Source organism: Streptomyces sp. AP-93 (genome assembly GCF_022808175.1).
Lineage (GTDB): Bacteria > Actinomycetota > Actinomycetes > Streptomycetales > Streptomycetaceae > Streptomyces.
Window position 1 is genome coordinate 93,454 of record NZ_JALGBX010000011.1, and the last position, 21,527, is coordinate 114,980.

The following is a 21,527-nucleotide window of genomic DNA, read 5'->3' on the forward strand; positions in this document are numbered from 1 at the left end:
CGATGCGTGGCCTCGGCCTACAGTGGCTGGTACCCGGTATGCGGTACCCCCCTGGAGTCGCGCCATGAGCGTCATCACCCAGCCCCTGGACCTGCTGCGCCAGCAGGATCCGCAGATGGCCGACGTCCTCGACGGGGAGCGGCAGCGGCAGGCGACCGGGCTGCAGCTGATCGCCGCCGAGAACTTCACCTCTGCCGCCGTGCTCGCCGCACTGGGATCGCCGCTCGCCAACAAGTACGCCGAGGGGTACCCCGGCGCCCGCCACCACGGCGGCTGCGAGTACGCCGACCTGGCCGAGCAGATCGCCGTCGAGCGGGCCCGGGCCCTCTTCGGCGCCGAGCACGCGAACGTGCAGCCGCACTCCGGATCCGCCGCCGTGCTCGCCGCGTACGCCGCGCTGCTGCGGCCCGGGGACACCGTGCTGGCCATGGCGCTCACCTCCGGGGGACACCTGACCCACGGGTCGCCCGCCAATTTCTCCGGGCGCTGGTTCGACTTCGTCGGGTACGGAGTGGACGCCGAGACCGGGCTCATCGACTACGCCCAGGTGCAGCGGCTCGCGCACGAGCACCGGCCGAAAGCCATCGTGTGCGGGTCCATCTCCTACCCGCGGCACCCCGAGTACTCCGTGTTCCGGGAGATCGCCGACGAGGTCGGGGCCTTCCTGATCGCCGACGCCGCCCACCCCATCGGGCTCGTGGCCGGCGGGGCCGCGCCCAGCCCCGTGCCCTACGCGGACATCGTCGTGGCCACCACACACAAGGTGCTCCGGGGTCCGCGCGGCGGGATGATCCTGTGCGGGGCCGAGTTCGCGGAGCGGATCGACCGGGCGGTGTTCCCCTTCACCCAGGGCGGCCCGCAGATGCACACCATCGCCGCCAAGGCCGTGGCCTTCGGCGAGGCCGCCGGGCCCGCCTTCACCTCGTACGCGCACCGGGTCGTCGCCAATGGCCGCGCCCTGGCCGACGCGCTCGCCGCCCGCGGGTTCGCGGTCACGACCGGGGGGACGGACACCCACCTGATCACCGCCGACCCCGCACCGCTGGGCCTCGACGGCAAGGGAGCCCGGGGCCGGCTGGCCGCCGCCGGGATCGTGCTGGACACCTGTGCCCTTCCCTACGGTGACCAGCGCGGGATCCGCCTCGGCACCGCGGCGGTGACCACGCAGGGCATGGGGGAGGAGCAGATGGGCCGGATCGCCGCGCTGTTCACGGCCGCGCTGAGCGGCGGGGAGCCGGCGAAGATCCGTAGGGACGTCAACGAGCTGGTGGTCAGTTTTCCGCCGTATGGGGTTTAAGCGGGGCAAGAGCGCCGTACCGCAACCGGGATACGGCCCCTGCGCGTCCCCGACAGTGAGTACTTCGCAGCTAGTGTGTGGGGCTGAGATGGCCGGCGATACATCTGGGGCAGCCCGTGCGTGAATATCTGCTGACGCTTTGCGTCACGGTCGCGGTGACTTATCTACTCACGGGGCCCGTGCGGAAGTTCGCGATCGCCGTGGGCGCGATGCCCGAGATCCGCGCCCGGGACGTGCACCGGGAGCCCACTCCGCGGCTCGGCGGCATCGCGATGTTCGGCGGACTGTGCGCCGGCCTGCTCGTCGCGGACCACCTGCAGAACCTCAATGGCGTATTCGAGCTGTCGAACGAGCCGCGGGCCCTGCTCTCCGGAGCGGCCCTGATCTGGCTGGTCGGCGTCCTCGACGACAAGTTCGAGCTCGACGCCCTGATCAAGCTCGGCGCACAGATGATCTCCGCCGGAGTGATGGTCATGCAGGGCCTGACCATCCTGTGGATCCCGGTCCCGGGCATCGGGACGGTCCTGCTCACCCCGTGGCAGGGCAACCTGCTCACCGTGGCCCTCGTCGTGATCACCATCAACGCGGTGAACTTCGTGGACGGCCTCGACGGCCTCGCCGCCGGCACGGTCTGCATCGCGACCTGCGCGTTCTTCCTCTACGCGTACCGGATCTGGTTCGGCTACGGGATCGAGGCGGCCGCGCCCGCGACGCTCTTCGCCGCCATCCTGATGGGCATGTGCCTCGGCTTCCTGCCGCACAACATGCACCCCGCCCGGATCTTCATGGGCGACTCCGGATCGATGCTCATCGGCCTGGTGCTGGCGGCCGCCGCCATCTCCGTCACCGGACAGGTGGACCCGGACACGATGGCGCTCTTCGCGGGCGGCGAGCGCAACGCGACCCACGCGATGCTGCCGGTCTTCATCCCGCTGATCCTGCCGCTCACGATCATCGCGATCCCGATGACGGACCTGGTCCTGGCCATCGTGCGGCGCACCTGGAAGGGCCAGTCGCCCTTCGCGGCGGACCGCGGGCACCTCCACCACAGGCTGCTGGAGCTCGGGCATTCGCACAGCCGGGCGGTGCTCATCATGTACTTCTGGTCAGGACTGATCGCCTTCGGCACCGTGGCGTATTCGGTGCATTCCGCCTCGATGTGGATCGTGCTGGCGATCGCCGCCCTGAGCGCCGTGGGCCTGCTGCTGCTCCTGCTGCCGCGCTTCACCCCCCGGGCCCCGCGGTGGGCGGAGCGGCTGGTCCCGCCGCGCTACCGGCACGCGGAACGGGCCGCCGAGGCGACCCTGCAGGTCGATGCGGCGGCGGAGCCGGAGCCGGCCCGGCCGATCGCGGCGGGCGTGTCCGGCGTCAACGGGGCGACCGCCATCGGCCCCCGCTCTCGCTTCCCCGACCGGCGCAAGGCGGGGTCCTCGCGCTGACGCGCGGCACGCATGTCGGACATGAACGTCCTATACCAGACAAGACACTTGGTTGTCGCGCACACACGCGCAGGGTCACTCTCATGTGTGACAGTCCGCACACCCTCCGAGTAAAGCTCTCATCAAATACTTTGTGATACCGTTCACTAAACCCGGCGACAGAGCCGAAGGGCCGTAGTGCGACGGCCCATTGGCCCGAGGTACTCACTCGGACCGGGCTTACGCTCGTCCTGTACGAGTTCCTGTGCCCCCACCACCACGCGGAGCAAACCGCCATGCGGTCAGATGACGTCCGATCCCTTCTGCAATCCGCCGTTCCCACGGCTGTCGCCGGCGCTCTCGCCGCCGTCATCAGTGGGATCGTCGCCGGTGGCAAGGGGGCCCTGGGCGCCGTCGTCGCGACGGTGGTGGTGATGCTGTTCATGGGCATCGGATTCCTCGTACTGCAGCGCACGGCGAAATCAATGCCGCACCTGTTCCAGGCCATGGGGCTCATGCTCTACACGGCTCAGATCCTGCTGCTCTTCGTCTTTCTCGCCGTGTTCAAGAACACGACCCTGTTTAACCCCCGGGCCTTCGCCATCACGCTCGTCGTCGCCACCCTGGTGTGGATCGGCGCACAGGCGCGTGCTCATATGAAGGCCAAGATCCTCTACGTCGAACCTGACTCGATGAAGGGCGACAAGCCCGGAAATTCGGGTCAGAAGTCGTGAGGGGTAGGGGCGGAATAAGTGCGCGTTCGGGATGCTGCTATCGTCCGGTTTCAACTGTGGCAATGCGGGCGCGGGCATCTGAAGCTGACGCCTGTTCCATCGCGAGGCTCGATGCCTGACCGCCGCCCCCACATCCGTTACACCAGTCCAGTGCCGAACAGCGGCTGTCCGCCGCGCCGACACAACGAGGTTGCCGTACCTATGCGCCACGCTGAAGGAGCCCGCGGTGAGTGCTGACCCGACGACGGTGCTCGCCTTCGAGACCGATTGCCACATCTTCGACGGTTGTGGATTCCCGGCTCCCGGCCTGCACTCGTTCCTGTTCGAGCCGATCTTCGGGGACGGTGACAGCAGCGCGTACTTCAACAAGACGATGCTGCTGGCCCTGCTCGGCTCGGTCGTCATCGTCGCCTTCTTCTGGGCCGCCTTCCGCAAGCCGAAGGTCGTCCCGGGCAAGCTGCAGATGGTCGCCGAGGCCGGCTACGACTTCGTGCGCCGCGGCATCGTCTACGAGACGCTGGGCAAGAAGGAGGGCGAGAAGTACGTCCCCCTGATGGTCTCGCTGTTCTTCTTCGTCTGGATCATGAACCTCTGGTCGATCGTTCCGCTCGCCCAGTTCCCGGTGACCGCGATCATCGCGTACCCGGCGGGCCTCGCCCTGATCGTCTACGTGATCTGGATGAGCGTGACGTTCAAGCGTCACGGCTTCGTCGGTGGCTTCAAGAACCTGACCGGCTACGACAAGTCGCTCGGCCCGGTTCTGCCGATGGTCATGGTCATCGAGTTCTTCTCGAACGTCCTGGTGCGCCCGTTCACCCACGCGGTCCGGCTGTTTGCGAACATGTTCGCCGGTCACACCCTGCTGCTGCTCTTCACGATCGCCAGCTGGTACCTGCTGAACGGCATCGGGATCGCCTACGCGGGCGTCTCGTTCGTCATGGTCCTGGTGATGACCGCTTTCGAGCTCTTCATCCAGGCTGTCCAGGCGTACGTCTTCGTCCTCCTGGCTTGCAGCTTCATTCAGGGCGCGCTCGCAGAGCACCACTGAGTCAAGCCCTCCCCCAAACCACTATGTCGTCCGGTGGCCAACCCCCACCGGGTCCGTGAAAGAGAAGGAAGAACCGGCATGTCCGCTCTCCAGACCATCGCCGCCGAAGGCGTCACCGGCTCCCTCGGCTCCATCGGTTACGGCCTTGCGGCCATCGGCCCCGGCGTCGGCGTCGGCATCATCTTCGGTAACGGCACCCAGGCCCTCGCTCGTCAGCCTGAGGCTGCCGGCCTGATCCGCGCCAACCAGATCCTCGGCTTCGCCTTCTGTGAGGCGCTCGCCCTCATCGGTCTGGTCATGCCGTTCGTCTACGGCGTGTGATCTTCGGATTCACGACCATCCACTAGACGAAAGGCACTGATGTGAACCTCATGGTTCTCGCGGCCGAGGAACTTCAGAGTCCTCTCATCCCGCCGATCCCCGAGCTCGTCGTCGGTCTGATCGCCTTCGTCATCGTCTTCGGTTTCCTCGCGAAGAAGCTCCTCCCGAACATCAACAAGGTTCTGGACGAGCGCCGCGAGGCCATCGAAGGCGGTATCGAAAAGGCAGAAGCCGCTCAGACCGAGGCTCAGAGCGTTCTGGAGCAGTACAAGGCCCAGCTCGCCGAAGCCCGGCACGAGGCCGCTCGCCTGCGCCAGGACGCTCTGGAGCAGGGCACTGCGCTCAAGGAAGAACTGCGCGCAGAGGGCCAGCGGCAGCGTGAGGAGATCATCGCTGCCGGTCACGCCCAGATCGCGGCTGACCGCAAGGCCGCCTCTTCCGCTCTCCGTCAGGACGTCGGCAAGCTGGCGACCGACCTGGCCGGAAAGCTTGTCGGCGAGTCCCTCGAGGACCACGCCCGGCAGAGCCGCACGATCGACCGCTTCCTCAGCGAGCTTGAGGAGAAGGCCGAGGCCGCCCGATGAACGGAGCGAGCCGCGACGCGCTGGCCACCGCCCGCGAGCGTCTCGACGCGCTGACGGACAACACGTCCGTCGACGCGGCGAAGCTCGCCGGCGAGCTGGCGGCCGTCACCGCGCTGCTCGACCGTGAGGTCTCGCTGCGTCGGGTCATCACGGACCCGGCGCAGTCCGGCGAGGCCAAGGCCGAGCTGGCCGGTCGTCTGCTCGGCGGCCAGGTGGGCGGGGAAACCCTCGACCTGGTGTCCGGCATGGTCCGGTCCCGCTGGTCGCAGTCCCGTGACCTGGTGGACTCGCTCGAGGTCCTGGCGGCCACCGCCGACCTCACGGCGGCCCAGAGCAGCGGAGGCCTCGACGACGTCGAGGACGAGCTGTTCCGGTTCGGCCGGATCGTCACTTCGAGCACCGAGCTGCGCGCAGCACTGACCGACCGGTCGGCCACCGCCGCCGCCAAGAGCCAGCTGCTGCGCAGCCTGCTCGGCGGCAAGGCGAACGCCGTCACCGAGCGGCTGGTCACGCGTCTCGTCACGCACCCGCGTGGACGTAGCCTGGAAGCGGGCCTCGAGTCCCTTTCGAAGGTCGCCGCCGAGCGTCGTGGCCGCATGGTCGCCACCGTGACCACCGCGGTTCCGCTCAGCGACGTCCAGAAGCAGCGTCTCGGCGCGGTGCTGGCCAAGCTGTACGGCCGCCCGATGCACCTGAACCTCGACGTGGACCCGACGGTCCTCGGCGGAATCCAGGTGCGGGTCGGCGACGAGGTCATCGACGGCACCATCGCGGACCGCATCGCAGAGGCGTCCCGCCGCATGGCCGGCTGACCAGCCAAACAATTAGTACGAAGCATTCCTAGCGGCCCGGTTGGGCCGTGCAGAACTTGCAGAAGATTCCTGGGGGTCGCCCCCAGACCCCTAAGAAGCTTCAGGCCCAACAAGGAGAGCAGGGAACCCAGATGGCGGAGCTCACGATCCGGCCGGAGGAGATCCGGGACGCACTGGAGAACTTTGTCCAGTCGTACCAGCCGGACGCGGCCTCGCGCGAGGAGGTCGGTACGGTCAGCGTTGCCGGCGACGGCATCGCGAAGGTGGAGGGCCTGCCCTCCGCCATGGCGAACGAGCTGCTGAAGTTCGAGGACGGAACCCTTGGTCTCGCCCTGAACCTCGACGAGCGCGAGATCGGTGCGGTCGTCCTCGGCGAGTTCAGCGGAATCGAAGAGGGCCAGCCGGTGCAGCGCACCGGTGAGGTGCTCTCCGTCGGCGTCGGCGAGGGTTACCTCGGCCGCGTTGTCGACCCGCTCGGCAACCCGATCGACGGCCTCGGCGAGATCGCGACCGAGGGCCGCCGCGCCCTCGAGCTGCAGGCGCCCGGCGTCATGGTCCGCAAGTCGGTCCACGAGCCGATGCAGACCGGCTACAAGGCCATCGACGCGATGGTGCCGGTCGGCCGTGGTCAGCGTCAGCTGATCATCGGTGACCGTCAGACCGGCAAGACCGCTCTGGCCGTCGACACGATCATCAACCAGCGCGACAACTGGCGCTCGGGCGACGTGAACAAGCAGGTTCGCTGCATCTACGTCGCCATCGGCCAGAAGGGCTCGACCATCGCGTCCGTTCGCGGCGCCCTGGAAGACGCCGGTGCGCTCGAGTACACGACGATCGTCGCCGCCCCGGCGTCCGACCCGGCCGGCTTCAAGTACCTGGCGCCGTACACCGGTTCGGCCATCGGCCAGCACTGGATGTACGCCGGCAAGCACGTCCTGATCATCTTCGATGACCTGTCGAAGCAGGCCGACGCCTACCGCGCCGTGTCGCTGCTGCTGCGCCGTCCGCCGGGCCGCGAGGCCTACCCGGGCGACGTCTTCTACTTGCACTCCCGTCTGCTGGAGCGTTGCGCCAAGCTCTCCGACGACATGGGTGCCGGTTCGATGACCGGTCTGCCGATCGTCGAGACCAAGGCGAACGACGTGTCGGCGTTCATCCCGACCAACGTCATCTCCATCACCGACGGCCAGTGCTTCCTTGAGTCCGACCTGTTCAACGCGGGCCAGCGCCCGGCGCTGAACGTCGGTATCTCGGTCTCCCGCGTCGGTGGCTCGGCCCAGCACAAGGCCATGAAGCAGGTTTCCGGCCGTCTGCGCCTGGACCTCGCCCAGTACCGCGAGCTGGAGGCGTTCGCCGCCTTCGGTTCCGACCTGGACGCCGCTTCGAAGGCCTCGCTGGAGCGCGGCAAGCGTCTGGTGGAGCTGCTCAAGCAGGGCCAGTACCAGCCGATGCCCGTCGAGGAGCAGGTCGTCTCCGTCTGGGCCGGCACCACCGGCAAGATGGACGACGTCCCGGTCAACGACATCCGTCGCTTCGAGTCGGAGCTGCTGGACCACCTGCGCCTCGAGCGCAAGGAGCTCCTCACCTCCATCGCGGACGGCGGCAAGATGTCGGACGACACCCTGTCCTCCATCGCGGACGCCATTGCCGCCTTCAAGCGGCAGTTCGAGACCTCGGACGGCAAGCTCCTCGGCGAGGACGCGCCGGCCGTCAACGTCTCCAAGTGACGACGGAAGGGACCTGACTCATGGGAGCGCAGCTCCGGGTCTACAAGCGTCGCATCCGTGCCGTCACGGCGACCAAGAAGATCACCAAGGCGATGGAAATGATCGCCGCCTCGCGCATCGTCAAGGCGCAGCGCAAGGTGGCGGCATCGATGCCGTACGCGACCGAGCTCACCCGTGCGGTGACCGCGGTGGCGACCGGTTCGAACACCAAGCACGCCCTGACGACCGAGGTCGAGGCACCGGTGCGTGCCGCGGTCCTGCTCATCACGAGCGACCGCGGTCTGGCCGGCGGCTACTCCTCGAACGCCATCAAGCAGGCGGAGCGGCTCACCGAGCGGCTGCGCGGCGAGGGCAAGGAGGTCGACACGTACATCGTCGGCCGTAAGGGTGTCGCCTACTACGGGTTCCGCGAGCGCAAGGTCGCGGAGTCGTGGACCGGCTTCACCGACAGCCCGGCCTACGCCGACGCCAAGCGCGTCGCGGCGCCGCTGATCGAGGCCATCCAGACGGTTACGGCCGAGGGCGGCGTCGACGAGCTGCACATCGTCTACACGGAATTCGTGTCGATGATGACGCAGAACGCGGTGGACGGCCGGATGCTGCCGCTCAGCCTCGACAAGGTCGAAGAAGAGGGCGGTGCGAAGGGCGAGATCCTTCCGCTGTTCGACTTCGAGCCGTCGGCGGAGGACGTCCTCGACGCCCTTCTGCCGCGCTACGTCGAGAGCCGCATCTACAACGCACTGCTGCAGTCGGCCGCTTCCGAGCACGCCGCCCGCCGCCGCGCGATGAAGTCGGCTACCGACAACGCCGGGGATCTCATCAAGAGCCTCTCCCGGCTTGCCAACGCGGCCCGCCAGGCCGAAATCACCCAGGAAATCAGCGAGATCGTCGGTGGCGCGAGCGCCATGGCTGACGCGACCGCGGGGAGTGACAAGTAATGACGACCACTGTTGAGACGGCCGCCGCCACGGGCCGCGTCGCCCGGGTCATCGGCCCGGTCGTCGACGTGGAGTTCCCCGTCGACGCCATGCCCGAGATCTACAACGCCCTCAAGGTCGAGGTCGCAGACCCGGCCGAGGACGGCAAGCTCAAGACCCTGACCCTCGAGGTCGCGCAGCACCTGGGTGACGGCCTCGTCCGTACCATCTCGATGCAGCCGACCGACGGTCTGGTCCGCCAGGCCACGGTGATCAACACGGGCGAGGGCATCACCGTCCCCGTCGGTGACTTCACCAAGGGCAAGGTGTTCAACACCCTCGGTGAGGTGCTGAACTACCCGGAGGAGAACGCCAACGTCACCGAGCGCTGGCCGATCCACCGCAAGGCGCCCCGCTTCGACGAGCTCGAGTCGAAGACCGAGATGTTCGAGACCGGCGTCAAGGTCATCGACCTTCTCACCCCGTACGTCAAGGGTGGAAAGATCGGTCTGTTCGGTGGTGCCGGTGTCGGCAAGACCGTTCTGATCCAGGAAATGATCTACCGCGTCGCCAACAACCACGACGGTGTGTCGGTCTTCGCGGGCGTCGGTGAGCGTACCCGTGAGGGCAACGACCTCATCGAGGAAATGGCCGAGTCCGGCGTCATCGACAAGACGGCGCTTGTCTTCGGCCAGATGGACGAGCCCCCGGGCACCCGTCTTCGCGTCGCGCTTGCCGGTCTGACCATGGCGGAGTACTTCCGCGATGTGCAGAAGCAGGACGTGCTCTTCTTCATCGACAACATCTTCCGTTACACCCAGGCCGGTTCGGAGGTGTCGACCCTTCTGGGCCGCATGCCGTCCGCCGTGGGTTACCAGCCGAACCTGGCTGACGAGATGGGTCTGCTGCAGGAGCGCATCACCTCGACCCGCGGTCACTCGATCACCTCGATGCAGGCGATCTACGTCCCCGCGGACGACCTGACCGACCCGGCGCCGGCCACCACCTTCGCCCACCTCGACGCGACGACGGTTCTTTCCCGTCCGATCTCCGAGAAGGGCATCTACCCGGCCGTGGACCCGCTGGACTCGACGTCCCGCATCCTCGACCCGCGGTACATCGCGGCGGACCACTACGCCACGGCGATGCGCGTCAAGGGGATCCTGCAGAAGTACAAGGACCTCCAGGACATCATCGCGATCCTCGGTATCGACGAGCTGGGCGAGGAGGACAAGCTCGTTGTCCACCGTGCCCGTCGCGTCGAGCGCTTCCTGTCGCAGAACACGCACGTCGCCAAGCAGTTCACCGGCGTCGACGGTTCGGACGTTCCGCTCGAGGAGTCCATCGTTGCCTTCAACGCGATCTGCGACGGAGACTACGACCACTTCCCCGAGCAGGCGTTCTTCCTGTGCGGTGGCATTGAGGACCTCAAGGCCAACGCCAAGGAGCTGGGCGTCTCCTGAAGCCGCGCTCATCCGTGAGCACAGCTGACTGACGGAGAGGGACGGGTGTGTCCCGTCCCTCTCCTCACGCCCATTAGAATTTGACCCAACACCCGGCCTTTCCGCCGGGTGGTGACCCGAGGAGCCACCATGGCTGCTGAGCTGCACGTCGAGCTGGTCGCGGCGGACCGGAATGTCTGGTCCGGCGAGGCCACCCTGGTTGTCGCCCGCACCACGTCCGGCGACATCGGCGTCATGCCCGGTCACCAGCCGCTTCTCGGTGTGCTGGAATCGGGCCCGGTGACCATCCGTACCGTCGGGGGCAACACTGTTGTCGCCGCGGTGCACGGCGGATTCATCTCGTTCGCGGACAACAAGTTGTCGCTGCTGGCCGAGATCGCCGAGCTTGCCGACGAGATCGACGTCGAGCGGGCGGAGCGGGCACTGGAGCGCGCGAAGGCGGAGACCGATTCGGTCTCCGAGCGTCGCGCCGATGTCCGGCTGCGCGCGGTTTCGGGGCGCTGAGCCCCGGTACCGGTAAGAGTTTCAAACCTCAGCCGCGGCCTGTTCCGGAATTTTCCGGACCGGGTCGCGGCTGAGGCGATACGGGTCCCCCAGACTCCGTCTGGCAGGAACGCTGTCGTTTGGGTTTATTCGATGAGCGAGGAGGTCGGTGAAAGATGCTCCTCGCTCTGCTTGTGAGCGGCCTGGTCGTCGTGGCCCTGGTGGTGATCGGGCTGTTTGTGTTCGGGCTGCGCCGCAGGCTGATCCAGCGCTCCGGCGGCACCTTCGACTGCAGCATGCGCTGGGGCGTGTCCGAGGAACCGGACGTCTCCGGCAAGGGCTGGGTGTACGGGGTCGCGCGCTACAGCGGTGACCGCATCGACTGGTTCCGTGTCTTCAGCTACTCCCCGCGGCCGCGCCGGCTGCTGGAGCGGTCCTCCATCGAGGTCATCGCCCGCCGTGCGCCCGAGGGCGAGGAGGAGCTGGCCCTGCTCTCCGACGCCGTCGTACTCTGCTGCGCGCACCGCGGCACCCGCCTGGAACTGGCGATGAGCGATGACGCGCTGACCGGTTTCCTGGCGTGGCTGGAGGCGGCTCCGCCCGGGCAACGGGTGAACGTCGCCTGATCACATTCGGGCATGAAGAAGCCGGGGAGACGAGGGCGGACCCGTCTCCCCGGCTTCGGTCTTTCTACTGCAGTCCGCTGTGGATCGCGGAGGCCAGCTCACCGTTGGTGGTGTCGCCGCTGAACTCCCAGAAGAAGGCGCCCTTGAGGCCCTGCTGCTTGGCCCAGGTCATCTTCCCGGCGATGGTGGCGGGGGTGTCGTAGCTCCACCAGTTGCTGCCGCACTTGGCGTAGGCGGTGCCGGCGATGGTGCCGGTGGCCGGGCAGGTGGCCTTGAGGACCTTGTAGTCCTCGATGCCCTGCTCGTAGGTGCCGGCGGCCGGGCCGGTGGCGGTGCCGCCCGGGGCGGCCTGGGTGACGCCGGTCCAGCCGCGGCCGTAGAAGCCGATGCCGAGGTTGAGCTTGGAGCCGGTGATGCCCTTGCCCTTGAGCTTGGTGATGGCGGCCTCGGAGTTGAAGCCCTGCTGGGGGATGCCGGTGTACGAGGTGAGCGGGGAGTGCGGGGCCGTCGGGCCCTGGGCCGCCCACGCGCCGAAGAAGTCGTACGTCATGACGTTGTAGAAGTCGACGTACTGCGCCGCTCCCGCGTAGTCCGCGGCGTCCAGCTTGCCGCCGTTGGAGCCGTCGGCGGAGATGGCGGCGGTGACCAGGTTGCTCGTGCCGAACTTGGCGCGCATGGCCTGCATCATGTTCTTCAGGGAGGCCGCTCCGCTGGTGTCGCAGGTCAGGCCGCAGGCGTTCGGGTACTCCCAGTCCAGGTCGATGCCGTCGAAGACGTCGGCCCAGCGCGGGTCCTCGACCAGGTCGTAGCAGGACTGGGCGAAGGCGGCCGGGTTGGCGGCGGCCTGTCCGAAGCCGCCGGACCAGGTCCAGCCGCCGAAGGACCACAGCACCTTGATGTTCGGGTACTTCTTCTTCAGCTCGCGCAGCTGGTTGAAGTTGCCGCGCAGCGGCTGGTCCCAGGTGTCGGCGACGCCGTCGACGCTCTGGTCGGCGGTGTAGGCCTTGTCGTAGTCGGCGTAGGAGTCACCGATGGTGCACTTGCCGCCCTGGACGTTGCCGAAGGCGTAGTTGATGTGGGTGATCTTCGCCGCGGAACCCGAGGTGACCAGGTTCTTCACGTGATAGTTGCGGCCGTAGACGCCCCAGTTCGTGAAGTAGCCGAGCTTGACGGGGCCGCCCGGCGGCGGGGGATCGACGACTCCGCCGGTGGTGGTCACCGAGAGGGGTCCGGAGGAGGGACCGGTCTGGTCGATGGTGTCGCGGGCGGTGACCGTGTAGCCGTACGTCGTGCCCTTGGTCAGGCCCGAGTCGGCGTAGGAGGGGGTCGTGACCGTGGCGATCTTGACGCCGTCGCGGAAGACGTCGTAGTTCTTGATGCCCTTGTCGTCGATGGCCGCGGCCCAGCCGAGGGTCAGGCTGGTGTCGGTGACGCCGGTGGCCGTGGGGGTGCCGGGGGCGCCGGGCGGGGTGTCGCCCGGGGGGGTGCCGTCGCAGGTGCCGCCGTTGATCTTGCAGCCGCTGGGGGCGCCGGAGCCCGTGCCGTTGAAGCCGAAGCTGACGGTGGCGCCCGGGGCGAGGGTGCCGTTCCAGCCGACGTTCTTGCCGGTCCAGTGGGTGCCCGAGCTGGTGACCGTGGCGTCCCAGGCGGAGGTGACGGCGGTGCCGGCCGGGTAGTCCCACTCCACGGTCCAGCTGCTGAGGGTGGTCGTGCCGGTGTTCTTCACCGTCCACTTGCCCTCGAAGCCGGAGCCCCAGTCGGAGACCTTGGTGTACGTCGCGGTGGCGGAGGCGGCTGCCTGGGCGGGGCCGGCGATGGCCACGAGTCCGGCGACGGGCAGGGTGAGGACGGCCAGTGCGGCCGCGACTCTTCGAAACAGCGATGCGCGTCGTGGGGGTGCTGTGCTCAAGGGTGCTCCTCCGAGGTCCGCAGCGGCCGTGGGGACGGCCGCTGCATGGGGGTGGGACCTGCGCCGCCCGTGAGCGTGCCCGCATGACGTCCTTGTCATGGCACGCTCACCACAGTTGTGCGTGAGAGTAGAAAGGTCTGGACCAACCGTCAAGAGGTCCAGACCTCCTGTAGCGGCCTCGGACATATTTCCGGCCGGATTCGGCTAGAGCCCCAACTCCTGTGCCAGCACCGCTGCTTGGACCCGGCTGCGCAGCTCCAGCTTGGCCAGCACCCGGCTGACGTGGGTCTTCGCCGTCGCCTCCGCCATCTCCAGGCGCACCGCGATCTCCGCGTTCGACAGGCCCTCGCCCAGGCACCCCAGGACCTCCCGCTCGCGCGGGGTCAGCGATTCCACCGTCGCCGGCACGGGCACCCGTACGGGTCGCGGATCGGCGAACTCCGCGATCAGCCGGCGGGTCACCGCCGGGGCGATCAGGCCCTCCCCGCGCGCGACGGTCCGTACCGCCCCGATCAGCTCCGCCGCGTCCGCGTCCTTCAGCAGGAAGCCCGACGCGCCCGCGCGCAGCGCGCCGAAGACGTACTCGTCCAGGTCGAAGGTGGTGAGCACGAGGACGTCGGCCAAGCCCTCCGCGACCACCCGGCGGGTCGCCGACACCCCGTCCAGGCGCGGCATCTGCACGTCCATGAGCACCAGGTCGGGCCGCAGCTCGCGGGCCAGGCGCACGGCCTCCTCCCCGTCCGCGGCCTCGCCCGCCACCTCGATGTCCCCGGCGCTGCGCAGGATCAGGACCAGCCCGGCCCGTACCGCGCTCTGGTCCTCCGCCACCACGACCCTGATCGTCATGCCCGTACCGCCCCTTCTTCCACGGGCAGCGTCGCCCGCACCCGCCAGACCGCGTCCGCGCGGCCCGCTTCGAATGCCCCGCCGAGCAGTTCCGTCCGCTCGCGCATGCCGATGAGACCGGCTCCGGAGCCGGGTGCGCGGGGGCCGGGGCGTTCCCCGTAGGGGGAGTCGACCACGACGTGCAGCGCGCCGCCCCCGCCCCGGCCGCCGCCCCCGCCCCCGCCCCCGCCCGCGGGGCGGTCGCGGGCCAGACGGACGGTGACCGTGCCCGGGGCGGCGTGCTTCAGGGCGTTGGTCAGCGACTCCTGGACGATCCGGTACGCCGCCAGCTCCACCGGGGCGGGCAGCGGCGCGCGGGCCGGCCGGGCGCTTCCGGCCGCCCCGGCCGCCCCGGCCTCGGCGGGGCTCCCGGGCCGGTCGTCGAGGAGTACGAAGTCCAGCCCGCTCGCGGCTCCGTTCGTACGGGCCTGGTCCAGCAGGGCGTCCAGCCCGTCCAGCGAGGGCGTCGCGACGGCTTCCTCTCCGGCGCCCGCGTCCCGCAGCAGTCCGATCAGGCGGCGCATCTCGGCCAGTCCCTGGACGCTGTTCTCCCGGATCACCCCGAGCGCCTCGCGGCTGGTGGCGGGGGAGTCGATGGAGAGCGCGGCGGTGGAGTGGATGGCGATGGCGGAGAGGTGGTTGGCCACCATGTCGTGCAGTTCGCGGGCCATCCGGGCCCGCTCGGCGACGACCGCCTGCGCCCGGTCCATTTCGGCCAGCAGCGCGGTCTGCTCGGCGCGCAGCCGGGCGGCCACGGCGGCCTCCCGGTGGTTGCGCAGGGTGGCGCCGGTCAGTGCCGGGCCGAAGCTCACGATGCCGGTGACCACGCCGATCAGCAGCGCCTGCGGGGTGCGCAGCCAGGCCACGGAGGCGATGGTGACGGCGACGGTGATCAGGCCGGTGGTCACCGGGAGGCGGCGGGCCATGGCCGGTTTGCCGTAGACGACGGCGGCGTACATCAGGTCGGTGAAGATCAGGACGGTGGCCAGATTCCCCACGGTGAACTGGTCGGCGATCAGGCCCGCGGTGCCGACCGCCAGGGTCACCCGGGGCATGCTCCGGCGCAGCAGCTCCATCGCGGCGAGGGTGACGAGCGGGACCAGGGCGGCCCAGGCCGGGAGCAGGTCCCGGGTGGGGGAGCTGTGCACCCCGAGCGACCACAGGAGCAGGCCGGCGGCCACGCTGACCACGGCGAGCAGGACGTCGTCGCGGTGCGGTGGCGGGATCTGGAGGGTCACGGACCCATCCAACAGGGTGCGTCCGTGGCGGGCGTCGCCATCGCGGCCGAGGCGCCGTACATCGAAGGATGCAGGGCGCCCCCGCCGCATTCGTCATCGGCGACGAGGAATCGGCGCGAGGCGGGCGGGAAGCTGGAGACATCCCCCCACCGCAGGAACGGAGACTCCCGTGCTCGTCACCCTGATCATCGCCTGTGAAGTCGGCTTCTGGGTCCTGCTGGCCGGCGGCCTGGCCCTGCGCTACCTCGCGAAGATGCCGAAGACCGGCGCGGCCGTCCTGCTGTGCGAGCCGCTCCTGGAGCTGGTGCTGCTGGTGGCCACCGCGGTGGACCTGCGCGGCGGCGCCGAGCCGGACTGGAAGCACGGGCTCGCCGCCCTGTACCTCGGCTACACCGTCGCCTACGGGCACTACACGGTGCGCTGGCTCGACGGCCACGCCGCGTACCGGCTGGCCGGGGGCCCGAAGCCGGCCGGCGCGGGCCACGGCGGGGCGCGGGCCGTCCACGAATGGAAGCTGGTCGCGCGGACCGTCCTCGCGGCGGCCGTCGCGGCCGGCCTGCTGCAGGCCGCGATCTGGTACGTCGGCGGTTCGGGCGACACCACCGTGCTGCGCGGGTGGCAGCTCACGGCCCTGCGGGTGGTCGGCATCCACGCCCTGATCGCCGTCACCTACACGGTGTGGCCGAAGCGGGCGCCGGTGGCGAAGGCCGCCGCGCGCGGCTCCGTGGACGCGCCCTAGGTTTCGAGCGGACGTTCCGCGCTACGGCAGTCGGCTGGTTCGCGGCCCACTCGGTGGCGCGGGCCGGCCGGTCCCGGGTGCGAGCTGATAGGCCGTCACCTGCCACTCTCCCGTCGCTCACCGAAAAGGGGCTGGTCCATGCCGGGCACGCCGACGATCCGCCGACGACTCGACCGCCTGCTCACCGCGTCCCTGGGCGCCCTGCTCGCGGTCGCGACGCAGGCCGCTCCCGCCCTGGCCGACGTGGGGGACATGACGGAGTATCCGGTCACGACCCCCGAGAGCTTCCCTGCCGGGATCACGGCGGGACCGGACCGGGCGCTGTGGTTCACCGAGTCCGGCGCCAACAAGATCGGACGCATCACGACCGGCGGCGCCGTCACCGAGTTCGACCTACCCACCGAGTCGAGCTTCCCCTTCGACATCACGCAGGGCCCCGACCGCGCCCTGTGGTTCACCGAGGGTGCGTCCGACCAGATCGGGCGGATCACCCCGACGGGCGCCATCACGCTCTTCCCCCGGCCGAACCCGGGCGGAGGCGCCGACGGCATCACCCGCGGCCCCGACGGGAACATGTGGTAAGCCGACCAGTTCGGTGTCATCGGGCGGATCACCCCGACGGGGGAGACCGCCGAGTTCCCGGTGCCGGGCGGCGCGGACAAGGTGCCCTTCAACATCGCGACGGGGCCCGACCGCAACGTCTGGTTCACCGAACTCATCGGCAACGCCATCGGCCGCGTCGACGCCCTCCCCGGCCGGGGTCACGGCCCGCACGCCGCCTCGGACGTTGCGGCCCCGCCCGCCGCCGCCCCGCAGCCGGCTCCGCGTCACGAGCCCTCGCGCCACGAGCCCTCGCGCCGCTTGCTGCCCTGCGGCACCGGGGCAGCGCCGGGGGCGGCCTCGTTCTGCCGCTGACGACACATCCGGATGATCCGGATGATCCGACACATCCGGATCGCCGGGACCGTGGGGGCGTTCCGCACCGGCAGGGCCGGGCGGGACGCTCTAGCGGTCGCCGCCCGGGACCCACAGGACGTCGCCGACCTCCTTGTTGGCCGTGCGGGCCAGGATGAAGAGGAGGTCGGAGAGGCGGTTGAGGTAGGTGGCCGTCAGCGGGTTCATGACCTCGCCGTGTGCCTCCAGGGCCGCCCACGTGGAGCGCTCGGCGCGCCGGACCACCGTGCAGGCCTGGTGCAGGAGGGCCGCGCCGGGGGTGCCGCCGGGGAGGATGAAGCTGCGGAGCTTCTCCAGCTCGCCGTTGAAGAGGTCGCAGTCGGCCTCCAGTTTGTCCACGTAGAACTGCTCGACGCGCAGCGGCGGGTACTCGGGCTTCTCGGCGACCGGGGTGCAGAGGTCGGCGCCCACGTCGAACAGGTCGTTCTGCACACGGACCAGGACCTTCACGACATCGGCGGACAGGGAGCCGAGCGCGATCGCCGTTCCGATGGCCGCGTTGGCCTCGTTGGCGTCGGCGTACGCCGAGATCCGCAGATCGGTCTTGGCCGTGCGGCTCATGTCGCCCAGTGCGGTCGTGCCCTTGTCGCCGGTGCGGGTGTAGATGCGCGTGAGGTTCACCATGCCGCCACCCTAGTGCGGGCCAACTGCAGGCCCCTGTCGCACTGCTGGGCCGTCCCGGTGTGATGTCCGTCATCTGAGACGTGACGCGTGTTACTTCGCGGTCACTGGGCCCCTCGCGGACGCTAGTCTCCGCCGGAGAACGAACGAGGCTGTGCCGTATCTGAGGCCGTGTCCTAGGGAAGAACGTGGGGTGTGCAGTGGCTGGGAAGCTCGCCGTCATCGGTGCCGGACTGATGGGTTCCGGAATCGCGCAGGTCTCCGCTCAGGCGGGTTGGGACGTCGTGCTGCGCGACGTGACCGATGCCGCTCTGACGCGCGGTACCGACGGGATCAAGGCCTCGTACGACAGGTTCGTCGCCAAGGGCAAGCTGACGGCCGAGGACGCCGAGGCGGCGCTCGCCCGCATCACCACGACCACCGAGCTCGAAGCGGTCGCTGACGCCGACATCGTCGTCGAGGCCGTCTTCGAGAAGCTGGAGGTCAAGCACGAGATCTTCCGCGCGCTCGACAAGCTCGTGCGCGAGGACGCGATCCTGGCCTCCAACACCTCCGCCATCCCGATCACCAAGATCGCGGCCGTGACAGAGCGTCCGGAGCGGGTCGTCGGCGCGCACTTCTTCTCGCCGGTCCCGATGATGCAGCTGTGCGAGCTCGTGCGCGGCTACAAGACGAGCGACGAAACCCTCGCCACCGCGCGGGCGTTCGCCGAGTCGGTCGGCAAGACCTGCATCGTCGTCAACCGCGACGTTGCCGGATTCGTGACGACCCGTCTCATTTCGGCACTGGTCGTCGAAGCGGCGAAGCTGTACGAATCGGGCGTCGCCTCGGCCGAGGACATCGACATCGCCTGCAAGCTCGGCTTCGGGCACGCGATGGGCCCGCTGGCCACCGCGGACCTCACCGGCGTCGACATCCTGCTGCACGCCACCAGCAACATCTACACGGAGTCCCAGGACGAGAAGTTCGCACCGCCGGAGCTGATGCGCCGCATGGTGGACGCGGGCGACATCGGCCGCAAGAGCGGTCAGGGCTTCTACAAGCACTGAGCACCAGTTCGAAAGCCTGCACCCCACAGGGTGAATTAGGTATCGGTTCGCTCACGGTCGGCAACTTCCCTGCCCCTGAGGCAGTCAGTTGCAGTGAGAGTTGCCGACCACGGACCAGTCGGACCATACGCAATCAGTACCGCGCTGCCGGGAGTACACATGCACATCAGGGGCGACCACGCCGAACTCGCTGTCGGGGGTCGCCTCGACGTGCGCAGCGCGGCGGACGCCCGTACGGTCCTGCACACCGCTCTGGACGACGGTCACGGCGACCTCGTGCTGGACCTCACCGGGCTCGACTCCTGGGACGCGACGGGCCTCGGCGTGATCATGGGCGCCCACCGCCGGGCCGGCCGGACCGGCCGCCGGCTCGTCCTGCGCGGGGTCCCGCCACAGATGCAGCGGCTGCTCGTGGCGACCCGGCTGCACCGGATCCTCGCGATCGAGGGCGGCCTCGAAGCGGAATCCCTGCCGCGCGCGTGACCCCGTACGCCGTTCAAGTGAGGGCCCGCTCCACAGGGCCTGCGCAAACGTAACGGTCCGGTGGTGAAGGCACCCCTGCGGTTCACGCCCCACCGGGCACGGTCTAGGGTTCGGGCGGAAACCGGACCACTAGCGACAGCGGCGTGAGCGAAGGCCGGGCGAGACGAGGGCGCACGGCGCGATCGGGGGACTTGGTCATGGACCGCAGCAGCACACAGGGGCAGACCGATCCGGCGGAGCCGCCGGCGCGGGTGGTGACGCTGACGTCCGGCGACCTCACCCTCACCGTGAACCCCGTCGACGGCAGCGAGATCGTCCGGACGCACCGCCCCGGCGGCGAGCCCGCCCCCACGCCGGTCAAGCGCACCCCTGCCGCCCGTGCCTCCGCGGCGGCCGCCGCACGGCCCGCCGTACCGCCGGGCGCCACGGCCGGTGCGCGGCCCCTGCTGGGCCGCGAGGAGGAACTCGTACGCCTCGTACGCCTCCTCACGCGCGGCCGCTCCATACGACTGACCGGGCCGTCCGGATCCGGACGCACGGTGCTGCTCGACGCCGTCGCCGACGCCTGCGCGGACCTCGCCCCCGACGGGGTCGTACGGCTCTGCGGGCAGGGACACCAGCAGCCCGGCGAGCTCCTCCAGGCGCTGTACGCCACCGTGTACGAGGCTCCGGCCGAACGCCCCGACCGGGCCGGACTCCTCGCCCGGGTGGCGGAGATAGGCGCCGTCGTCCTCGTCGACGACCTCGACATGGGCGGCAGCGCCCTCGACGAACTGCTGCGCGCCACGCCCGAGTGCGCGTACCTGCTGACCGCCACCCCCGACACCCGGGCCCCCTCCGACGACTCGCACCTCGAAGAGGTCTTCCTCGGCGGGCTGGCCCGTGCCGACTGCGTGGCCCTGCTCGAAGCGGGCACCGGGCGGGCGCTGACGGACGAGGAAACGGCCTGGGCCGGGGACCTGAGCTTCGCCTCCGAGGGGCTGCCGCTGCGCTTCGTGCAGGCGGCCGCGCTCCTGCGCCAGCGCGACGAGCTCAACCGGACCGGCCTCTTCGACGAGGACGACGAGGACGAGGAGCCCGGCGTCTTCGAGGAGAAGCCGCGCGACACCGTCTTCGTGCCGCTGCCGACGCTGGCCGAGGGCGCCGCTCCGGCGGAGCTGCTCGCCTCGCGGGTCAGCGAATCGGCGCGGGCCGCCCTGCGGATCGCCTGCGCGCTGGGCGGGGAGCTGCCGCACCACGCGCACCTGCCCGCGCTGGTCGGCGACACGCACGCCGACACGGCCGTCGCGGAGCTGCTCGACTGCGGGCTGCTGAGCCCCGTCGGGGCCCGCTACCGGCTGGCCGCGGGGGTCGCGCGACAGCTGGAGGAGACCGGCTACGGGGAGACCGCGGCCGAGGAGGCCCGTACGGCCGCCCGTCACTACGCCTGGTGGACCGGGCACACCTCGGTCAGCCCCGAGCGGGTCGCGGCGGAGGCCGACGCGGTGCTCTCGGCGCTGGCCGGGGCCGATGTGGTGGCCGCGGTACTGCTCGCGCGGACGGCGGCACCGGCGTTCGCGGCCTCGCTGCACTGGGAGGCCTGGGAGCGGGTGCTGCGCGCGGGCGCGGAGGCCGCGCGGAAGGCCGGCGAGGTCGCGGAGCAGGCGTACTTCCACCACGAGCTGGGCGTACTGGCCCTGTGCGAGGGCCGCCTCGACCGGGCGCGGGCCGAACTGGAGGCCTCGATCGGGCTGCGCGGCGCGCTGGCCGACAAGCGGGGGACCGTCGCGGGACGGCGCGCCCTGGCCCTGGTCACCGACCGCGAGGCGGCGGAGGTCCAGACATCGCCGCCGCTGCGACTGGCTCCGCCGTCCGAGTCTGCGTCTGCGGCCGGGGCCGGGGGAGCGGTGAAGCCGGCCGGGCCGGGGCAGCCGGGTGCGGGTGCGCCGGGTGTTCCGGGTGCCCTGCCGGTTGCGGGTCTGCTGGGTCTGACGTCTGGTCCGGGGGCTGCCGGGACTCCGGAGGGCGCGGGGACCGCGCTGCTTCCCGGGGCTGCTGGGGCTGCTGGGGCTCCCGGGCTTCCCGCTCTTCCGGGGCCCGCCGGGCTTCCGCGGGCTGCCGGGATCACGCCGTTTCCTGCGCTTCAGGGGTCTGCCGGGGTGGCAGGGGCTCCGCCGTTTGCCGAGGTTCCCCGGGTTCCGGGCGTTCCCGGTGCCGCAGGGACTTCGTTGTCTGCCGGT

Annotated in this window: 22 protein-coding genes; 18 read left to right on the forward strand and 4 right to left on the reverse strand. The window is 70.0% G+C overall.

The features are described 5' to 3' along the window. Positions 1–64 precede the first annotated feature (64 nt). The 12 genes from glyA to MTF69_RS19690 all read left to right on the forward strand — a co-directional run bounded on the left by glyA (position 65) and on the right by MTF69_RS19690 (position 11,430). A complete protein-coding gene (gene glyA / locus MTF69_RS19635) occupies positions 65–1,297 on the forward strand; it encodes a serine hydroxymethyltransferase (protein ID WP_243336225.1) in 1,233 nt (410 codons plus the stop codon). Positions 1,298–1,401: 104 nt separating this feature from the next. After that, positions 1,402–2,736, forward strand: coding sequence for an MraY family glycosyltransferase (locus MTF69_RS19640; RefSeq protein ID WP_243336366.1), 1,335 nt, complete (start codon positions 1,402–1,404; stop codon positions 2,734–2,736). Positions 2,737–3,011: 275 nt separating this feature from the next. After that, positions 3,012–3,449, forward strand: coding sequence for a hypothetical protein (locus tag MTF69_RS19645; RefSeq protein WP_243336226.1), 438 nt, complete (start codon positions 3,012–3,014; stop codon positions 3,447–3,449). A 211-nt stretch (positions 3,450–3,660) separates the two neighbouring features. After that, entirely contained in the window at positions 3,661–4,497 is an 837-nt protein-coding gene (atpB, locus tag MTF69_RS19650) for a F0F1 ATP synthase subunit A (protein ID WP_243336367.1), read from the forward strand. Positions 4,498–4,575: 78 nt separating this feature from the next. Next, positions 4,576–4,818 (forward strand): F0F1 ATP synthase subunit C, encoded by a 243-nt coding sequence (locus MTF69_RS19655; protein ID WP_243336227.1) that lies wholly within the window; start codon positions 4,576–4,578, stop codon positions 4,816–4,818. A gap of 50 nt (positions 4,819–4,868) precedes the next feature. Beyond that, positions 4,869–5,402, forward strand: a complete 534-nt coding sequence (locus MTF69_RS19660) for a F0F1 ATP synthase subunit B (protein WP_279346005.1) — start codon at positions 4,869–4,871, stop codon at positions 5,400–5,402. Continuing rightward, complete coding sequence (locus MTF69_RS19665) at positions 5,399–6,214, forward strand: F0F1 ATP synthase subunit delta (protein WP_243336229.1); 816 nt, start codon at positions 5,399–5,401, stop codon at positions 6,212–6,214. The genes MTF69_RS19660 and MTF69_RS19665 overlap by 4 nt, the downstream gene beginning before the upstream one ends. Before the next feature lie 131 nt (positions 6,215–6,345). Continuing rightward, entirely contained in the window at positions 6,346–7,941 is a 1,596-nt protein-coding gene (atpA, locus tag MTF69_RS19670; protein ID WP_243336230.1) for a F0F1 ATP synthase subunit alpha, read from the forward strand. 20 nt (positions 7,942–7,961) lie between these two features. Further along, positions 7,962–8,879, forward strand: coding sequence for a F0F1 ATP synthase subunit gamma (locus MTF69_RS19675; protein WP_243336231.1), 918 nt, complete (start codon positions 7,962–7,964; stop codon positions 8,877–8,879). Beyond that, positions 8,879–10,321, forward strand: coding sequence for a F0F1 ATP synthase subunit beta (gene atpD, locus MTF69_RS19680; protein ID WP_243336232.1), 1,443 nt, complete (start codon positions 8,879–8,881; stop codon positions 10,319–10,321). Before MTF69_RS19675 ends, atpD begins: the two co-directional genes overlap by 1 nt. A 129-nt stretch (positions 10,322–10,450) precedes the next feature. Then, a complete protein-coding gene (locus tag MTF69_RS19685) occupies positions 10,451–10,825 on the forward strand; it encodes a F0F1 ATP synthase subunit epsilon (RefSeq protein WP_243336233.1) in 375 nt (124 codons plus the stop codon). A gap of 155 nt (positions 10,826–10,980) precedes the next feature. Then, on the forward strand, positions 10,981–11,430 hold the full coding sequence (locus tag MTF69_RS19690) for a DUF2550 domain-containing protein (protein ID WP_243336234.1): 450 nt from the start codon (positions 10,981–10,983) through the stop codon (positions 11,428–11,430). Between the two features lie 64 nt (positions 11,431–11,494). On the opposite strand, the gene MTF69_RS19695 is transcribed toward MTF69_RS19690, so the two are convergent. From MTF69_RS19695 to MTF69_RS19705, 3 genes are all read right to left on the reverse strand, one after another. Then, entirely contained in the window at positions 11,495–13,339 is a 1,845-nt protein-coding gene (locus MTF69_RS19695; RefSeq protein ID WP_243336235.1) for a glycoside hydrolase family 18 chitinase, read from the reverse strand. 204 nt (positions 13,340–13,543) lie between these two features. Next, complete coding sequence (locus MTF69_RS19700) at positions 13,544–14,185, reverse strand: response regulator transcription factor (protein WP_243336236.1); 642 nt, start codon at positions 14,183–14,185, stop codon at positions 13,544–13,546. After that, the gene (locus MTF69_RS19705) at positions 14,182–15,474 is read right to left on the reverse strand and encodes a sensor histidine kinase (RefSeq protein ID WP_243336237.1); all 1,293 of its coding nucleotides are present in this window, start codon (positions 15,472–15,474) and stop codon (positions 14,182–14,184) included. Before MTF69_RS19705 ends, MTF69_RS19700 begins: the two co-directional genes overlap by 4 nt. Positions 15,475–15,631: 157 nt before the next feature. On the opposite strand from MTF69_RS19705, the gene MTF69_RS19710 reads away from it, so the two are divergent. The 3 genes from MTF69_RS19710 to MTF69_RS19720 all read left to right on the forward strand — a co-directional run bounded on the left by MTF69_RS19710 (position 15,632) and on the right by MTF69_RS19720 (position 17,116). Continuing rightward, positions 15,632–16,201, forward strand: a complete 570-nt coding sequence (locus MTF69_RS19710; RefSeq protein ID WP_243336238.1) for a hypothetical protein — start codon at positions 15,632–15,634, stop codon at positions 16,199–16,201. A 138-nt stretch (positions 16,202–16,339) separates the two neighbouring features. Next, entirely contained in the window at positions 16,340–16,783 is a 444-nt protein-coding gene (locus tag MTF69_RS19715) for a hypothetical protein (protein WP_243336239.1), read from the forward strand. A 60-nt stretch (positions 16,784–16,843) separates the two neighbouring features. Then, entirely contained in the window at positions 16,844–17,116 is a 273-nt protein-coding gene (locus tag MTF69_RS19720) for a hypothetical protein (protein ID WP_243336240.1), read from the forward strand. A gap of 90 nt (positions 17,117–17,206) precedes the next feature. On the opposite strand, the gene MTF69_RS19725 is transcribed toward MTF69_RS19720, so the two are convergent. Continuing rightward, a complete protein-coding gene (locus tag MTF69_RS19725; RefSeq protein ID WP_243336241.1) occupies positions 17,207–17,779 on the reverse strand; it encodes a cob(I)yrinic acid a,c-diamide adenosyltransferase in 573 nt (190 codons plus the stop codon). Between the two features lie 197 nt (positions 17,780–17,976). On the opposite strand from MTF69_RS19725, the gene MTF69_RS19730 reads away from it, so the two are divergent. From MTF69_RS19730 to MTF69_RS19740, 3 genes are all read left to right on the forward strand, one after another. After that, on the forward strand, positions 17,977–18,825 hold the full coding sequence (locus MTF69_RS19730) for a 3-hydroxyacyl-CoA dehydrogenase family protein (RefSeq protein ID WP_243336242.1): 849 nt from the start codon (positions 17,977–17,979) through the stop codon (positions 18,823–18,825). 159 nt (positions 18,826–18,984) lie between these two features. Continuing rightward, on the forward strand, positions 18,985–19,308 hold the full coding sequence (locus MTF69_RS19735; protein ID WP_243336243.1) for an STAS domain-containing protein: 324 nt from the start codon (positions 18,985–18,987) through the stop codon (positions 19,306–19,308). Between the two features lie 197 nt (positions 19,309–19,505). After that, on the forward strand, positions 19,506–21,527 hold a 2,022-nt coding region (locus tag MTF69_RS19740; RefSeq protein WP_243336244.1), incomplete at its 3' end, for an ATP-binding protein.

What these genes read in the sequence shown, in the direction of transcription:
- glyA (WP_243336225.1), top strand. Translation starts at nt 65, where the DNA reads ATGAGCGTCATCACCCAGCCCCTGGACCTGCTGCGCCAGCAGGATCCG.
- MTF69_RS19645 (WP_243336226.1), top strand. Translation starts at nt 3,012, where the DNA reads ATGCGGTCAGATGACGTCCGATCCCTTCTGCAATCCGCCGTTCCCACG.
- MTF69_RS19655 (WP_243336227.1), top strand. Translation starts at nt 4,576, where the DNA reads ATGTCCGCTCTCCAGACCATCGCCGCCGAAGGCGTCACCGGCTCCCTC.
- MTF69_RS19660 (WP_279346005.1), top strand. Translation starts at nt 4,869, where the DNA reads ATGGTTCTCGCGGCCGAGGAACTTCAGAGTCCTCTCATCCCGCCGATC.
- MTF69_RS19665 (WP_243336229.1), top strand. Translation starts at nt 5,399, where the DNA reads ATGAACGGAGCGAGCCGCGACGCGCTGGCCACCGCCCGCGAGCGTCTC.
- atpA (WP_243336230.1), top strand. Translation starts at nt 6,346, where the DNA reads ATGGCGGAGCTCACGATCCGGCCGGAGGAGATCCGGGACGCACTGGAG.
- MTF69_RS19675 (WP_243336231.1), top strand. Translation starts at nt 7,962, where the DNA reads ATGGGAGCGCAGCTCCGGGTCTACAAGCGTCGCATCCGTGCCGTCACG.
- atpD (WP_243336232.1), top strand. Translation starts at nt 8,879, where the DNA reads ATGACGACCACTGTTGAGACGGCCGCCGCCACGGGCCGCGTCGCCCGG.
- MTF69_RS19685 (WP_243336233.1), top strand. Translation starts at nt 10,451, where the DNA reads ATGGCTGCTGAGCTGCACGTCGAGCTGGTCGCGGCGGACCGGAATGTC.
- MTF69_RS19690 (WP_243336234.1), top strand. Translation starts at nt 10,981, where the DNA reads ATGCTCCTCGCTCTGCTTGTGAGCGGCCTGGTCGTCGTGGCCCTGGTG.
- MTF69_RS19700 (WP_243336236.1), bottom strand. Translation starts at nt 14,185, where the DNA reads ATGACGATCAGGGTCGTGGTGGCGGAGGACCAGAGCGCGGTACGGGCC.
- MTF69_RS19715 (WP_243336239.1), top strand. Translation starts at nt 16,340, where the DNA reads ATGCCGGGCACGCCGACGATCCGCCGACGACTCGACCGCCTGCTCACC.
- MTF69_RS19725 (WP_243336241.1), bottom strand. Translation starts at nt 17,779, where the DNA reads ATGGTGAACCTCACGCGCATCTACACCCGCACCGGCGACAAGGGCACG.
- MTF69_RS19735 (WP_243336243.1), top strand. Translation starts at nt 18,985, where the DNA reads ATGCACATCAGGGGCGACCACGCCGAACTCGCTGTCGGGGGTCGCCTC.